A 14,505-nucleotide genomic window follows, 5' to 3' on the forward strand; every position below is an offset into this window, starting at 1 on the left:
CTTCGGCATACTGTCCATCCTTCCGGACTCAAACAGCAGCGGCATCAAACCTGGGGCGCTTCACCACCGCCGGCCCGGAGGGCCGGCGGCTTGCCGTGAGGGGCTATTCGAGGCGGTCGTGGATGGCGACGGCGCCGTAGAAGTAGTGCCCGAGTCGGCGGCTGATGAGGTCGGTGAAGCGGCTGTCACCGGTGGCGTAGTTGCCGCCGGCCATGGTGGCGGGGACCTTGGTCCAGGTGTGGCCGTCGAAGTCGTAGACGGGGACCAGGGCGGCGGTGAGGCCGTGGTAGTTGTTCCTGATCTCCAGGGCGACTGGCCATGAGGCGGTCGACGGGGTGAAGACCTGGCTGTCGGCCTCGAGCGCAACGACGTGCTCGACGGGCTGGTCGGGGTCGGTGATGTCGTGCCCGGTCCATCCGACGAGGGTGATGCTGTCGTGGCCGGGTGCGGAGATGCCGCCGTTGGTGGCGTCCATGTAGGCCAGGGGCCCGGTGGTCTGGTGGAGCAGGTGCAGGTTCAGGCCGCGGATCTCGTCGAAGGCTCCGCGCAGCGGAGTCCGGGCGTTGGCCTGGCTGGTGCCTCGGGTGCGGGTGGTCATGGTGCTCATCGGTTGTTCTCCTTCTCGGTGTCGGCGAGGGCGTCGGTCTCGTCCTGGTCGTGCTCGTCGGGCGGGGTGGCGTTGAGGTAGCGGGCGAAGTCGGCTTTGGCCTCGGTCAGGGTGTCGGCGTGGGTGGACCAGCTGGGGCCGCTGCTGCTGGCGACGTCGAGCTCGTAGCCCTTGGTGGTGTCGGCGTGGGTGCTGATGCAGGCGGTGAAGTGGCTGCCGTCGACGTCGGCTTCGGCGAGGAAGATCGGGCCGGTGCCGAAGTGGCGCTCGCCGCGGCTGACGGTGATCCAGGTCGGCTCGATCGCCTCGATGGTCTGGGTGATGCTCATCGGTTCGTCTCCTTCGGAGGGTGCGGGGAGGGCCTGCTGTGGCCCTCCCCTGGTGTGGGTGGTCAGCTCGCGAGCGGGATCGGGAGCCGCTGGCCGTGGGCCTGGTGGTAGTGGTCGGCCTTGGCGCTGAGCGCGTCGGCCCAGTCGCGGGTGTCGTGGGTCCAGTCGCACAGGTCGCACTCGACGGTCCCGATCCCGGAGGCGTCGCTGGTGTCGACGGGGACCCAGGACTCGGGGCGTACGTGGCTGAGGCGTACGTCGGTCTCGGGGTTGTAGAGGACGACGTTGGGGAGGGCGAGGCCGTGCTGGTTGACGTCTTGGCAGCAGCACTCGCGGATGAAGTCGTACTCGCCGTGGAGGAAGTGCTGGGAGCCGCGGTAGCGGACCTTCTGCGTGCGCTTGCGGGCCTTGGGTGCGGGCATGGCTGGTACTCCTTCTGCGCCGGGAGTCGGGTGGTGGCTTCTGGGTTGCCGACCGTTTTTTGGACCTCCCCGGGCAATGGAGATGGCGACGGCCGGTGGAGCCGCGGAGGGCAACCACCGGGACCGGGCCGACTAGCGAAGTCGGTGAGGAAATAAGCGGAGCTTGCGGAGCGCCGATCCGAGTTCGTGCGGGCGGGCCGGCGCCGTAGGCGCGGTGGTTGCGTGGAGCGGCGCGGCCGTCAGAATCGGAGGCCCGGGGAGGACCAACAACGTCTTGTGTTCAGGGCTGCACGGCCCGGAGGGCCGTTCGATCGGCCGGCCTCTGTCGTCGGCCGCCTGTCGCTGTTGACTGTGCGTTTGCCCTCTTCGGGGCTTGGTGGTGTCCAGCGCAGCTGGTCGACTTCCCGGTTTCCGGGTGTTGCCGGCATTGCCGCGACGCGGGCCAGCTGGCGGGGGAAGACCGGGAGGCCCTCCCCCGCCGGCCGCCAGCTGGCGGCGCTCGTCGCTGGTCAGGACCGAGCAGCTGACCTCTTCCGGCTCATCGCGGCCTCGTACGCCTTCAGCTTGAGCTTGGCCTGATCGCCCTCGCCGTAGCGGCGGTCGATCTTGGACCGGGCGTCGTCGATCAGTCGCTGCAGCTGGTCCTCGGAGAACTCATCGGCCGACTTGTGGTCGGTCACCTTCTCCCAGTCGGCGGTCCACGTGCTCCCCGTGAACCACGGGATCGACGCCGACTTCGCGTTCGACTTCAGCACCGGATACCAGTCGCCGCCGTACTTGATGAAGTCACCCGGTGCGACCGTGTCGCGGCTGTAGGTCTTGACCCCGGCCGCGTCGAGCTGGGACCGGTCGAAGTCGACCTGGTCCTGGGCACGCTCGATGTAGCGCTTCAGATCCGTCTTCCGCTGCCCCGTGGCCGGTCGGTTCCCGAACACCGAGTCGCCGTCGGCGTTGGTGTACCAGGTCGGTTTGGTGCCCTCGAGCTCACGACGCCACTTGCGGATGTCGGCCTCGTTCTTCTTGATCCGGTTGCGGACCGTGACCGGGTTGATGTCACCCTTCGCGGCCTGGGCGGCACGTTCAGCGGCCTCGCGGGCCGTGTTGGCGTCCTTCTGGGTCTCCCAGGCCCGGGCCCCGAGCTCCTGCATCTTGGCGCGCTTGTTCGCGAACGCGCGCCCCGATCCGGTGTCAGTGATGTTCGGCTGCCCCAGCGGGATCGCGGAGAGGTAGTCGTTCGATCGTTTCTCCTGCGCCTCGGCGGTCGCCTGCAACCGGTCCGCCTGTGCGGTCTTCCGCTCGGCGCGCTCGTTCGCGCGCTCGAGCTTGGCGGCGTGACGTTCTGCGGCGGTCTGCCGGCGGCCGTCGGACTCGACCTCGGCACCGGGCAGCGCCCTTTGCAGTGCGGCGACCTTCCGGTCGCGGGTTTCCTGGCGGAGATTGCGCGGCAGGTACCAGGCACCGAGGCTGCGGGACCACTTGAACCCCTCGGCCTTCAGCGTGTCGACCTGGGCGCGGTCACCGCGCGTGGTGCCGTGCACGAGGGTGCCTTCGGCGGTGTGCACCACCCGCACCCCAGCACCAGGCCCAGCCGTCGTAGCGTCGACGCGTTCCTCGTCCTTGCTGCCGTAGGTCTCGATCTCATGAGCCATCAGAAGTGCTCACTTCCTGCGCCGGGACAGGGTGTCGGCTTCTGGGTTGCCGACCCTTTTTCGCCCTCCCCGGGCAATGGAGATGGCGACGGCCGGTGGAGCCGTGGAGGTCAACCACCGGGACCGGTCCGGTCGGTAAGGAAGTAAGCGGAGCGCCGTCCGGCCGGGCCGGCGCCGCAGGCGCGGTGGTTGACCGGAACGGCGCGGCCGTCAGAATCGGAGGCCCGGGGAGGGAGAAAAACCGTTGAGGACCGTGCCGGCCGCAGGCTGGCTCGTTCCCGGCGGAGCCGGGCCCTGGGTCTTGGTCGTTTAGTGGTGATCGCCGGCACGAAAACAGCGAGAGCCCCGCTCCTGGTGGAGCGGGGCGTCGTTCTTCCCCAACGGGTTCGGCTGGTCAGATCCGGACGACGAAGAGTCCCGGCTCGACCTGCTCGACGCCCGCGGCGGCGCTGGTGGTGACGTCGACGTCGTCGATGCCGTCCCAAGCGATGTTCCACCTGTCGCAGAGGTCGCGGTACCAGTCGAAGAGCTCGGCGGGGCTTTGCTCGCCGGCGGGGTAGAACGCCTCGATGTCGATGAGGGCGATCGTGGGCTCGCCGTAGCCTCCGTGCTGGACGTGGATCGGCTCGTTGGGGCGGCCCGACCAAACGAAGCTGAGGAGCGATGCTCGGTCGTAGTAGGCCAGGTGAGGCATCCCGTCGACGATGGCCGGGGCGGTCTTGATGTTGTAGCGGGACATCGGTTGACCTTCCTGCGCCGGGGCCTGGGTGGCCGCTTGGGTGCTGGCCGTTCTTGGCCCTCCCCGGGCGTGGAGAGGACGTCGGGGCCGGTGGAGCCGGGCCGGTCAACCCTCGGGACCGGCGGGAGCCGAGAAAGTCTGTGAGGAAATCAGCGGAGCTTGCGGAGCGCCGATCCGACTTTGTCGGTGGACGCCGGCGCCCCATTGGGGGGCGAGGGTTGACCGGGCTGGCGCGGCCCTGAGGCTTCGCCTAGCGCTGGGGATGGTCTCCGAGAACGGCAGTCCCGGAAGCGGATCGTGGCGGCGCGGCTCAGGACGGGCCGATCATCGGCTCATGCCCGCGAACCGACCGGTGGTCGTCGCCGGGATCCCGCTGGGCGGACCTGGGCGCCGGGTTGATACTGGGTCGATGACGTACGTCGGTCGACCGTTGCACAGCTTCCTCGGGTCGGAGGTCTTCGAGCTGCTCGGCCAGCAGGCCGACCGGATCCGTCGTGCCGATGGCACGATCCCGGCCGCCGGCAAGGTGGCGGAGGTGCTCCAGGCTGTGCGCGGACACCTTGCGAACGCGGCCGCGGCCGCTGACGGCTATGTGCTTGCTCCGCGCTTTGCGATCGGCGAGCTGGTCGACCTGACCGACGACGCCGGCGAGACCGTCCTCGAGCGCGGACTACGGGTCGTCGCCTTGAGCCTTCGCCAGACCCAGGCCTGACGCGCGGGCATTGCCCCGGGATCTGCTCCCGGGGCAATGCCCCCTCCTTCCGGGAGCCGGCTGACTGAACAGGAGGTGGCAGCACCTCGGGGCTATCCCCCGGCAGGGAGTCCTTCGGGGACCGGGTCCGGGCCGCGTGGGCCGACCCTCTGGCTCGGTGTTTCCCGTGCCAGCCCCGGCCTCGAACGGGACGGTCGGTGTCGGCCGCTATGGAGTTGGAGTCCCTCGACGGGAAGGGTTTCGCGGGTCGAGAAGAGTGCCAGCGTCTTGTGCGCTGGCTGGGCGACCCTCCGGCTCGTGAAGGACGAGCCAGGTACCGGCTTCCCGCCGAGGGAGTTTGGGGCGGGTGAGACGGGCTTTCCGCCTCACCCGGTGTGGCTTCCCCAACCACGGGACCAGATCGGGCCGCATCAGCTGGCCGAGGTGCAAGGGCCGACGTAGGAGGGCACTGCTTCCCTTGCGGCTCGGCGGCGCGGCCTATGGTCCGTGAGCGGTTGGGGAAGGTGACAACCGGGGAAGGCGTGGACGACCGTCAGGCCTTACTCCCCCGGGTTAGCGTGATGTCTGTGGGAGACCTGGTGGTGAATGCGGCGGTGGTGGCTGAGCAGTACGTCGCGCCTTTGGGTCGCCGATGGCGGCATGTGCAGGGTGTCGCCCGTCGCGCCCTCGAGCTCAGCGTCGGCCTCGAGGCCGACCAGGTCGAGACCGTGGTCTCGGCGGCGTGGCTGCACGACATCGGCTACGCACACGAAATTTCCTCAACTGGCTTCCACCCGCTTGATGGTGCCCGCTGGCTGCGTGGCCAGGACTGGCCACCCGAGGTGGTGAAGCTTGTCGCGCATCACTCCGGTGCCCGGTTTGAGGCACGCGAACGCGATCTCGTGGGAGAACTGGCGGAGTTCGAGTTCGGTGACACCGAGCTCGACGACCTCGTGGCGGCCGCCGATCTAACCACCGGTCCCGGCGGTGAGCGGCTGAGCTTCGATGAGCGGGTCGCGGAGATCCTGACCCGCTACGAGCCTGACAGCGTGGTTCACCGCACGTGGTTGACGGCTGCCCCGACCGTTGGTCAGGCGGTTGCCCGGGCGGAGGCTCGGGCTGCTGCGCGAGCCTCCGTCCGGGGTCTGTGAACGAGGCAGCGGCGCGAGTCAGTCTGCGACCGGGTACCGCTGATTGAGGTAGTCGTCGATCTGGCGGCGCATGGTCGGGTGGATGTCGTATTGGTCGAGCGCGGCCTCGGCAACCCAACGTACGTCGGAGGCCTCGTCGTTGACCGTGGGCTCTCCTGCGACGGGCCGGCCGATGAAGGTGACTTCGTACTCCTGACGGACCTCGCCGTCGCTGAGGTACTCGATCAGGTGCGCGGGGTCGCTATAGACGCCAAGCAGGCCGGTGATCTCTGCGCGTACGCCGGTCTCTTCCTCGCCCTCGCGTATGGCGCAGGCGCTCGGCGTTTCGCCGAACTCCTGCTTCCCACCGGGCAGTGCCCACTGGCCAGTGTCGCGTCGACGCTGGAGCAGGATCTCGCCGGCGTCGTTGACGACCAGGATGTTCGACGCCGGTACCAGTGAGTTGGGCTTGGGGGCGTCAGGGTTACGCCAATGCTCGATGCGAGTGTTCACGCCAGGCCCCAGGGCTTCGATTGGTCCCAGACCTTCTCGAAGCTCTCGGTGTACTTATGGAACATGGAGTCCTCTCCGAGGTCGCGGATGTGGAGCAGTGGGTTGGCACTGGCGGGGCTGCCCCAGATGTGCGGGTTGATCATGGCATCTGAGTCGTAGCGGAAGATCGAGGCGTACACGGCGCACCCATGCAGCCGGACCTCGCACCCTGGTGAGCGGGCGAGGTCTGTGAAGTAGCTCAGGCTCGCGCCGATCTTCGCTCCGAGCGCGGCGCCGATGCCTTCCTCCTCGCCTCGCAGTGCGACCGCGGCGCTGTCAGGGTCACCGAAGCAGAGCCTGACCTGGGCGCCGGCCGCGGCGCGTCGGATCAGCATCGCAGGCAACCGCGGGTTGCTCTGGGCGAGGAAGGTGCCGGAGAAGACGAGTACGTCGATCTGTTGCTCGGCGTGATCGAGCAGTGTGCGCCACACTGCCTGAGGCACACTGGCGCGATCGGGATAGGTCGCTACCAGCTCGGAGCGGGCACCTGTACTGGCGTAGGAGTCGTGGTGCGTAGAGTCGGGCCACAGGTAGGCCGCGGAGACGCCCAGCGCGGCGGCCGCCGCGCGCTGGTTCCGTGCGTGTGGCTGGCGGCCGGTCGTGATCCATCGCTGCACCGTCTTGGCGTCGGTGTCGATCTTTTGGGCGAGCTCGGCGACAGAAATCCGTTGCTGAGCCAGCGCTCCCCGGAGGCGCTCGTTCATGCCGACCAGCGTACGGGACTTTTAGGGGACGTTTCACGCGTGCCGGGCCGTGAGTTCGTGCGTAGGCTGCTCGGTATGGCCGTGATCTCCGAGACGTTCAGGCCCGCGACGGTGTCGTCGCTGGCTCCTCCCTCCGCAGCGGAGCACGGGTTGTTGGTCTTGTGGGACGTTGACCACACGTTGGTGGACAACGGCGGCGTCAGCAAGGAGACCTACGCAGCGGCGTTCGAGGAGTTGACTGGCGTCGAGCCGCGGGTCGCGGCGAGGACAGGCGGGCGTACGGATCGGACGATCATGCGCACGATGTTCGCCGACCAAGGACTGCAGATGCCGCGCTGGGCTGTCGTCGCCGGTGCGCTCGAGCGCGCTGGCGCTGCCAGATACGAAGCGATGCGCGCTCGCGGGTCAGTCCTTCCTGGCGTGCTGGCCGCGGTCGGGCACCTGGGAGCCGTACCCGGCACGATTCAGTCGGTGTTGACCGGGAACGTCCGGCCCAACGCCGAGATGAAGCTACGAGCGCAGGGTCTCGTCGATGGCTTCGACCTCGACGTCGGGGCCTACGGAGCCGATAGTGAGGACCGTGCCGACCTGGTGACCTGCGCGCAGCGACGAGCCAGCGGCCGCTACGGACGCAGATTCGACGAGCGCAACACGGTGCTGATCGGCGACACCCCACGCGACGTCGATGCCGGCCGGCGCGGCGGAGCGTACGTGCTGGCGGTCGCCACCGGCGTCCACACGGTCGACCAACTCACCGACGCCGGCGCTACCGCCGTCCTGCCAGACCTGGCTGACGTCGCCGCGCTTCGCCGGCACCTGGCGCGGCTTATCGACGCCTGAAGCCTCGCGTCCGGCGTCCGCCGGACGCGAGATGGGTTCGTGTCGTCAGATTTCTTGGGACGTTTGGGACGTTTTAGGCGTCCCGAAATGGTTCGGGGACGACGTAGGAATGTCCCCAGGGCCTGCGGTTTCGTGATGACCATGGGACCCACTCGCGACCCTCGACCCGGCCCTGGTCGGCCAAGGCATACGCCTCGACCGACAGCCGGGATGGTGCCGCGTGAGGAGATCATCGACGCAGCCGCGCGGCTGTTCGTCGATCAGGGCGTAGCCGGGACCTCGACTCGGGAGATTGCCGAGTCGGTCGGGATCCGGCAGGCCTCGCTCTACTACCACTTCGCGTGCAAGGAGGAGATCCTCCTCGAGGTGCTGCAGCGCTCGATCCGGCCCACGGTCGACAAGATCGAGAAGCTCGAGCTCCTCGGCAGCGAGCGAGACGCGACGCCGCCGACGCTGCTGTACCTGCTGGCGCTCCTCGACGTACGCACACTCGCGCAGGCCCCGCACAACGGCGGCGCCCTGGCACGGCTGCCAGAAGTGCGCGGCATGGAAGGTTACGACCGATTCGACCTCACCCGCAGCGAGCTGCTCGACGCCTACGACCGGTTCGCCGCCCCAGTGGCCGGTGGCACCGACATCGGAGGACTCCGGTGGGGTGCACTGCTGATGCAGCTGGTCGAGGTCGTGATCGGGATGCGTACCGATGGAGACCGGATCGACGACCTGTGCGCGGCCGCGGTTGCTTCCAGCTGCCTGCGCGTGTGCGGCGCCGGCGACGACGTCATCGAGGCCGCCTCATGTGCGGCCTTCGATCTGATCGGGGCGATCGAGTGATGCCCGATCCCATGTTCTGGTCGCTGGGCCACTTGCCACAGGTGGGTGTGGGTGGTGGTTCGGCGACCTCAAACCCGAGGGGGCGTCACCTGCCGGTGACGGCTGCCTCACTCCCCCGTCCGGATCTCCAGACGGGCGGGAAATCCCGTGCTCCCGAGGCACCCACGATGACACGGCCGGAGAACCGGGCAAGGGCGGAGCATGTCGCCTCCGGCGACCCTTGCCCGAACACTCCGGCCGCATGGGCGGCCTCTATCGGGAGCACGGGGTCCGAGTGGCCAACAGGACCAAGAACGACCCGGCTCGCGACCGTGAGGTCACTGCCGGCAACCCAAGTGCCCGGTAGGGCCGCAACCAGTAAGGAGTGAGAGATCATGCCGATCATCGCGTGCTTCGAAGGCCGGCTCGCGGCCGACCCCGAGCTGACCCACACCCCCAACACCGGAACCTCTGTGTGCGAGGCCGTCGTGCTCGTCAACCACCGGACCAAGCAAGAGACCGACATCGGTGAGCAGTGGATCGATGGCGAGCCGACCCGGTACTACCTCAAGGCCTGGCGCCGCCGGGCCGAGGCGCTCGGCTCGATGTCCAAGGGATCGAGCGTGGTCGTTGTCGGCCACGTCGAGACCGAGTCGTGGACCGACGGTGAGGGGAAGCGCCACTGGCGCGACACGGTCGTGGTCGACCACCTGGGCGAGACCGTCAGGGCTGCAGTAGCTGCCTAACGACACGCCGCACGCGTGACCTAAGGGCCGCAGTCTCCACGCAGTGGAGGCTGCGGTTCACTCATTCGAGAAGTCAGTCCTTCGTGGTCTTGCGGGTCTTGCCGCTCTCGGCGCGGATCGCGTCGAGCTCCTGGCGGTGAGCCTTGGCCGCGGCGGCCGCCTCTGCGCGCTGCTCGGCGAGGTCGGTGCGCAGCCGGTCGATCTGCTCGGTGAGCCCGGAGCGTACGTCGTCGATGCGCTCGGTGGCGTGTTGGCGCTCGCGCTCGATGTCGGCCTTGGCCGCGTCACGCTCGGCCCGGGCGGTGGCCTCGGCGCTGCGTAGGTCAGCGATCTGGGTCTGCAGCTGGTCGACCTGGGCGCGCGTGGTGTCGAGCTGGGCTCGTGCTTCGCGGGCAGCCTGCTCCTCCTGCTGTGCCTGCCGGGTGGCGCTCTCGGCGCGGCCGGCTGCCTCATCGCGTTGGGTACGGGCTGCCTCAAGGTCGCTGGTGCGCTGGTCGCGCTCGCTCACCGCGGTGGCCAGCTGAGCCTTGAGGGTGACGATCTCCTGGTCGAGCGCTGCCTTGGCCGACTCGGCCTCCTCGCGCTCCTGCTCCAGGACGCTCTGCAGGTTGTCGTTGGCGCCGTAGGCCTGCTCCAGCTCAGTGTCGCGCTGGGTGAGCTGGGTGCGTACCTCGGCGAGCTCGGCCTGGAGCTGCTCGACCTGCGCCAGGGCCTCGGTCGCGGCAGCGTCGGCTTCCTCGCGGTCGGTCTCGGCCCGACGCTGCGCCTGCTCGGCGCGGACGGCACGGGCGCTCGCGGAGGCGATGCGTTCCTCGGCCTCGGTCTGCACGGTCTCGATCTGCGCCTCGGCGGCGTCGAGGTCACCAGCGGTCCGCAGCTCCTCGACGATGCGGGGCATCTGCTCCATGAGCAGCTCAGCCATCCCGATCACCTGGGCCGCAGTCTCAGCGGCACGCTGCCGAGCACCGGTGACCGGGCGCTCCTCCGGCGCGACTGGCTCGGCGCTGCCGCTGTTCTTCAGCCGCTGGCGCTCCTTCCACGCGCTGGCCTTGTTGTGCGCGGGGTTGTCACAGAAGCCGGGAGGGCGCCCGGCCCCTTCGGGTGCCGGGGCGGTCGGGCGGCCGCAGCCGGGGAACCGGCAGGTCTGCTGGTCAGTGGGCGCTGGCGTCGAGGTCATAAGGTCACTCTATCACACTAAATAACCGAACCAAACTAAATACCAAACCGAATACCTAATTGCTCAGGGGAGGTCGGCTAGCGACTCATCCCCCGGCCGGCGGGGGGGCGTCGAGACGCAGGAAGGCCCGGCAACCGTCCGGGGTGGATCGGTTTGCCGGGCCTGCTGTTGCCCTGGCGTGCTCCCAGATTGCCCGCCGGGGCGTGTGCTGCGCGGGCTCCCAGATTGCTCGCGCTGCGTCTGTGGGTGTGGTTATGAAGTGGCGGGGACTCCGAGGAGGTCGCGGATCTCGTCTTCGGTCGTGGCGACGCCACCGCCCAGGAGCGTGTCGGCCTCAGAGAGGAGCAGGTCGACGGCGACGCGGATGAGGGTGTTGTCGGTGAACCGCTCCCCCACTCCCCCACGGCGCTTGTTGAGCCGACGGGTCAGGACGGTGAGCGCATCGAGCTGCTCTTCGGTGAACCGAGCCTCTTTGCGGGTCAGCTGGAGGTAGCGCGGGCCGTCGACCTCGACGACAGGGGCGGCTTTCGCGGCCTTGGCCTTCGAGGCCGGCTTCGCGGTGTTCCGCTTCTTCGGCGCCGGCTTCGACTCGACAGGTTCCGCGATGACCGCTGTCTCGGCAGGTGCCTCGACCGGCGCGGCGGGGACGCTCTGCAGCGCTGGCGCTGAGCCAGGGTCCTCTGCTGGTGCCCCGTCACGCGGCTCAGGAGAGGCCTCGACGGGCTCTGGGGCGGTGTCCTCGAGGTTGGAGATGAGGTTGGTGAGCTTGGGCCGTGCCATCAGTTGACCGCCTTCAGGTTGGAGTCCCTCTCGATGGCGGCGGGGTTGCTGGCCCAGTGGGTCATGAGCTCGAGGGCGACCTTGCGGAAGTCCTCGGCGGCACGGACGGCTTCGCGGTTGTTGCCGTACTGGGTGACGACCTTGCCCTCGATAGGGGCGTACTTATGGATCTTGTATTCCTTGATGAAGTTGCGGAAGTGCGGGATGCCCGCGGAGTCGAGCAGCTCGGCGGCGTCCTCGGCATCCTGAAGCTCCCGCGGGGGCACCTTGTTGATCACCACGCGGTAGTCGACGTCCGCAGGAACGACGAGCTCCTTGATTGTGCGGATCAGCGGAGGGATGGCGAGCGGTGCGGGCTCGCTGGGCAGGATGGCGAAGTCGACCTGGCTCAGGACGGTGCTGAGCACGTCCTTGCCGTCGAGCGAGCCGGGGGTGTCGACGACCACGACGTCGTAGTCGGGCAGCCGGCGCAGGTGCGAAAGGTTCTTCGGGTCGGTGTCGTCGGCCACGTCGAAGGGCAGGTTGTCCCCTGCCTGGTCGGCCCAATAGGCGGCCGACTTCTGGTTGTCGACATCGACCAGGAGCACGCGGGCGCTCTGCTGAAGTACGGCGGCGAGGTTCATCGCCGTCGTGGTCTTGCCGATGCCGCCCTTCTGGCCGGCTATCGCGACGATCCACATATCGAGGCTCCTGTGAGTTCGGGACTCTGTAAGTCCGGTAGTTCCGAGCGAGGTGTTGGCCTCGTCGGAATGGTGGGGTCTGTCACTTCGGTACTTCGTGAGTTGCGAACTTCTAGAGTTTGGTAGTCCGACTCTCCGGTAGTTAGGGACTGCCGATGTTTGTCAGTCCCGGAGTTCCGCAACTCTGTATGTCTGTGTGTCTGGATCTTCCGAAGTTCGGGAGGTCCGGACTCTCGATGTTCGTGACTCTGGTTGTACCGGAGTTCGCGAACTCTGTCTGTCCGACACTCCGAATGTCTGCAAGTTCGACAGTTCGTAACTTCCGGAGTTCCGTGACTCTGTTACTTCGTAACATTCGTAGTTCCGTACTCCGTCACTTCCGATGTTCGGTTCTCTGTTTCTTTGGTAGTCCCAGACTCTGTTAGTTCGGCAGTTGGCGCGTCACTCTTCCAGAGGTCCGCAGTCTGTGACTAACAGACTCCGGAAGCGGGTCTAGTGGGGTTCGGGATACCGACGGTGTGTCAGACAGAGTCCGATAGTTCGGGACTTACAGACTTCCGGCATTGAATTGGGATAGGTGGCTCGCCCGGGGGTGTGGGCGGTGGTTGTTTGAAGCTTGTCGACGCCATGAGGGACGCTCTGAGACGATTTCAGCCCCCTCGGTGGGCCCTGGGAGCCGCTTGCGGTTCCCAGGGCCTCAGATCGAGAATTCCGGATCAGGCCGTTTTGGCCGAGGTCGCGTACTTCTCGACCTCGGAGAGGCCGTATCCGGCGCTGGCGATGAACCGGAGGTAGCGGCCGACGGCGTTCTTGGTGCCGTCGTGACGCCAGGAGTTGTCGCGGATATCGACCTCGTGGGCGGCCAGGACCTGGACCAGGGCGGCCATGTAGGCGCGCTGGTCGGTGGCGGACTTGGCGGGGGAGAGGTCGGCGCGGGCGTACCCTTCGGGCTCCTTCTTGCCGAGCCAGGTGGCTGCGAGGCGGTTGGCGTCGCGCTCGTGGAGGATCTCGGCGTCGTGGCAGAGCGCGGTGGCGAGGAATGCGGCGGTGCCCTTCGGCGGAGTCTTGCCCTTGGCGAAGGTGGCGAGCCACTCGCGGCGTACGGGCTCGGTGGCGGCCCATGCCTTGTTGTTGTCGATGACCAGCTTGCGGGCGGCGGCCGCTTCGGCGCGCTGCTCCTCGCTCATGTCGGCGGCCTTGGGCTTGGACCGGGTGGTGCTCGCGGTGAACTGGTCGTGGTGACCGTTGGCGCGCCAGTCGGCGCAGCCGAACACGGCGGTGGGGATGGGCATCCGGCGGCACTCGGCGCGGATCCGGTCGGCCTCGGCCCGGTAGGCGGCCTGGCGCTCCTCGTAGTCCTCTGCGTCCCGGTCGGTGGGGCGCGCCGGGTGGGTGACCCGGTCGCCCTGGTCGTCGACGTAGCCGTACTCGTTGCTGATCCAGGCGACGTGGCCGGGGCAGGTGGCGTGCTCCTCCTCGGTGATCCGGGTCCTGTCCTCGGCGGAGACGCGCAGGTCGGAGATCTTGCCGATCTTGGGGTCGCTGTAGCCGGGCTCCTCGATCAGCGCGATACCGCACTCGTCGAGCATCGCGGCCACCTGCACACGGAGCCGGTCGGTGATCCGGTCATCCCGCAGCCGCTGGGCGGTGTGCTCGAACTGACCTTCGTGCGCGGCGAGGACGAGGGCCTTGACGGCCTCGGGGTCGTCCTCGAACTCGGCAACGACGGCGGCCTGGTCCAGGCCGAGCACGTCGTAGCGCTCGGTGGCCTTGGTGGCCATCTTGGAGTTGGCGACGGTGAGGCTGGTCTCGACGGTGGTCTTGTCGATGCGGGTGCGCTTGGCGATCTGGGCGGGGGAGAGGCCGAAGGCCGCGAGCTGGCCGACGACGCCGACCTCTTCGGCGGTGGTCAGGCCGACGCGGTGGGTGTTCTCCTCGCGCTGGGCGATGACTCGGGCGATCTCGTCGTCCTTGGCGGTGGAGTCGGCTCCGGCGACGTAGACCGGGACGGTCTCCCGCTGTGCCTCGATGGCCGCCAGGGTGCGGCGCTCGCCGAACCGAACGAGCAGGTCACCGGAGGCGGTGGTGACGGCGACGATCGGCTCGAGGACGCCGACTTCGGCGATGGACCGGGTCAGGTCGGTGAACGCGGCGTCGCGGGGGATGGTGCGGATGTTGCGCTCCAGGAGGAGGCTGCTGGGGGCCACGTGCACGGTGGTCCCTGCCTCGTACGCCTCAGGCGTGGCCTGGGCCTTCTTGCTGGTGTTCTTCTGAGTGGTGGTCATGACTGACCCTTCCTGCGCCGGGACAGGGTGGGTGGCTTCTGGGTTGCCGACCCTTTTTTCGCCCTCCCCGGGCAAGGAGAAGCAGGACGGCCGGTGGAGCGACGGAGCGCAACCAACCGGTACCGGCCGGAGGCCAAGAAGTTCGGGGAGGAAATAAGCGGAGCTTGCGGAGCGCCGGACCGAACTTCTTGGGTGGAGGCCGGCGCCGTAGGCGCGGTGGTTGCGTGGAGGAGCGCGGCCGTCATGATTGGACGTCCGGGGAGGGAGAAAACTCGTTGGGCTGCGCCGGCGTACGCCGGCTCGATCCCGGCGGAGCCGGGCCCTTTCCATTTGTCCCACAGCTTGTGGGACAAATGGTCGC

At 68.2% G+C, this 14,505-nt stretch carries 16 protein-coding genes; 5 read left to right on the plus strand and 11 right to left on the minus strand.

What is annotated here, in order from left to right; genetic code table 11:
- Positions 1-103 precede the first annotated feature (103 nt).
- The 5 genes from IEY84_RS25685 to IEY84_RS25705 form a co-directional block, all read right to left on the minus strand.
- A complete protein-coding gene (locus IEY84_RS25685; protein WP_183551785.1) occupies positions 104-607 on the minus strand; it encodes a DUF8317 domain-containing protein in 504 nt (167 codons plus the stop codon).
- Positions 604-936, minus strand: a complete 333-nt coding sequence (locus IEY84_RS25690) for a hypothetical protein (RefSeq protein WP_183551782.1) — start codon at positions 934-936, stop codon at positions 604-606. Before IEY84_RS25690 ends, IEY84_RS25685 begins: the two co-directional genes overlap by 4 nt.
- 62 nt (positions 937-998) lie before the next feature.
- Entirely contained in the window at positions 999-1,358 is a 360-nt protein-coding gene (locus IEY84_RS25695) for a hypothetical protein (RefSeq protein ID WP_183551779.1), read from the minus strand.
- 509 nt (positions 1,359-1,867) lie between these two features.
- A complete protein-coding gene (locus IEY84_RS25700) occupies positions 1,868-3,007 on the minus strand; it encodes a DUF3560 domain-containing protein (protein ID WP_183551776.1) in 1,140 nt (379 codons plus the stop codon).
- A gap of 394 nt (positions 3,008-3,401) precedes the next feature.
- Positions 3,402-3,746, minus strand: coding sequence for a hypothetical protein (locus tag IEY84_RS25705; RefSeq protein ID WP_183551773.1), 345 nt, complete (start codon positions 3,744-3,746; stop codon positions 3,402-3,404).
- A 334-nt stretch (positions 3,747-4,080) separates the two neighbouring features.
- On the opposite strand from IEY84_RS25705, the gene IEY84_RS25710 reads away from it, so the two are divergent.
- Together IEY84_RS25710 and IEY84_RS25715 are read left to right on the plus strand one after the other, a co-directional pair.
- Complete coding sequence (locus IEY84_RS25710) at positions 4,081-4,458, plus strand: hypothetical protein (protein ID WP_183551771.1); 378 nt, start codon at positions 4,081-4,083, stop codon at positions 4,456-4,458.
- Positions 4,459-4,979: 521 nt separating this feature from the next.
- Positions 4,980-5,588: an HD domain-containing protein gene (locus tag IEY84_RS25715; protein ID WP_221209285.1), complete on the plus strand. Its 609-nt coding sequence runs from the start codon at positions 4,980-4,982 to the stop codon at positions 5,586-5,588.
- Positions 5,589-5,606: 18 nt separating this feature from the next.
- Here IEY84_RS25715 and IEY84_RS25720 read toward each other — a convergent pair whose 3' ends face one another.
- Together IEY84_RS25720 and IEY84_RS25725 are read right to left on the minus strand one after the other, a co-directional pair.
- A complete protein-coding gene (locus IEY84_RS25720) occupies positions 5,607-6,080 on the minus strand; it encodes an NUDIX hydrolase (RefSeq protein WP_183551768.1) in 474 nt (157 codons plus the stop codon).
- Positions 6,077-6,823, minus strand: a complete 747-nt coding sequence (locus tag IEY84_RS25725) for an XRE family transcriptional regulator (protein WP_183551765.1) — start codon at positions 6,821-6,823, stop codon at positions 6,077-6,079. Before IEY84_RS25725 ends, IEY84_RS25720 begins: the two co-directional genes overlap by 4 nt.
- A 75-nt stretch (positions 6,824-6,898) precedes the next feature.
- Between IEY84_RS25725 and IEY84_RS25730 the strand changes: the two genes are divergently transcribed.
- The 3 genes from IEY84_RS25730 (at position 6,899) to IEY84_RS25740 (ending at position 9,222) form a co-directional block, all read left to right on the plus strand.
- Positions 6,899-7,663, plus strand: a complete 765-nt coding sequence (locus tag IEY84_RS25730) for an HAD family hydrolase (RefSeq protein WP_183551762.1) — start codon at positions 6,899-6,901, stop codon at positions 7,661-7,663.
- A gap of 210 nt (positions 7,664-7,873) precedes the next feature.
- Positions 7,874-8,497, plus strand: a complete 624-nt coding sequence (locus IEY84_RS25735) for a TetR/AcrR family transcriptional regulator (RefSeq protein WP_229789021.1) — start codon at positions 7,874-7,876, stop codon at positions 8,495-8,497.
- A gap of 374 nt (positions 8,498-8,871) precedes the next feature.
- Positions 8,872-9,222 (plus strand): single-stranded DNA-binding protein, encoded by a 351-nt coding sequence (locus IEY84_RS25740; protein ID WP_183551756.1) that lies wholly within the window; start codon positions 8,872-8,874, stop codon positions 9,220-9,222.
- 73 nt (positions 9,223-9,295) lie between these two features.
- On the opposite strand, the gene IEY84_RS25745 is transcribed toward IEY84_RS25740, so the two are convergent.
- The 4 genes from IEY84_RS25745 to IEY84_RS25760 all read right to left on the minus strand — a co-directional run bounded on the left by IEY84_RS25745 (position 9,296) and on the right by IEY84_RS25760 (position 14,144).
- Positions 9,296-10,399: a coiled-coil domain-containing protein gene (locus IEY84_RS25745; RefSeq protein WP_183551754.1), complete on the minus strand. Its 1,104-nt coding sequence runs from the start codon at positions 10,397-10,399 to the stop codon at positions 9,296-9,298.
- A 252-nt stretch (positions 10,400-10,651) separates the two neighbouring features.
- Positions 10,652-11,179 carry a hypothetical protein gene (locus IEY84_RS26865; RefSeq protein ID WP_221209284.1) on the minus strand — a complete coding sequence of 176 codons (528 nt, stop codon included), beginning with the start codon at positions 11,177-11,179 and terminating at the stop codon, positions 10,652-10,654.
- Positions 11,179-11,859, minus strand: coding sequence for a nucleotide-binding protein (locus IEY84_RS25755; RefSeq protein WP_183551751.1), 681 nt, complete (start codon positions 11,857-11,859; stop codon positions 11,179-11,181). The genes IEY84_RS26865 and IEY84_RS25755 overlap by 1 nt, the downstream gene beginning before the upstream one ends.
- Positions 11,860-12,575: 716 nt before the next feature.
- Positions 12,576-14,144 carry a ParB/RepB/Spo0J family partition protein gene (locus IEY84_RS25760; protein ID WP_183551748.1) on the minus strand — a complete coding sequence of 523 codons (1,569 nt, stop codon included), beginning with the start codon at positions 14,142-14,144 and terminating at the stop codon, positions 12,576-12,578.
- Between the last annotated feature and the right edge of the window lie 361 nt (positions 14,145-14,505).

The organism is Nocardioides albus, assembly GCF_014648255.1.
GTDB classification, from domain to species: Bacteria; Actinomycetota; Actinomycetes; order Propionibacteriales; family Nocardioidaceae; genus Nocardioides; species Nocardioides albus.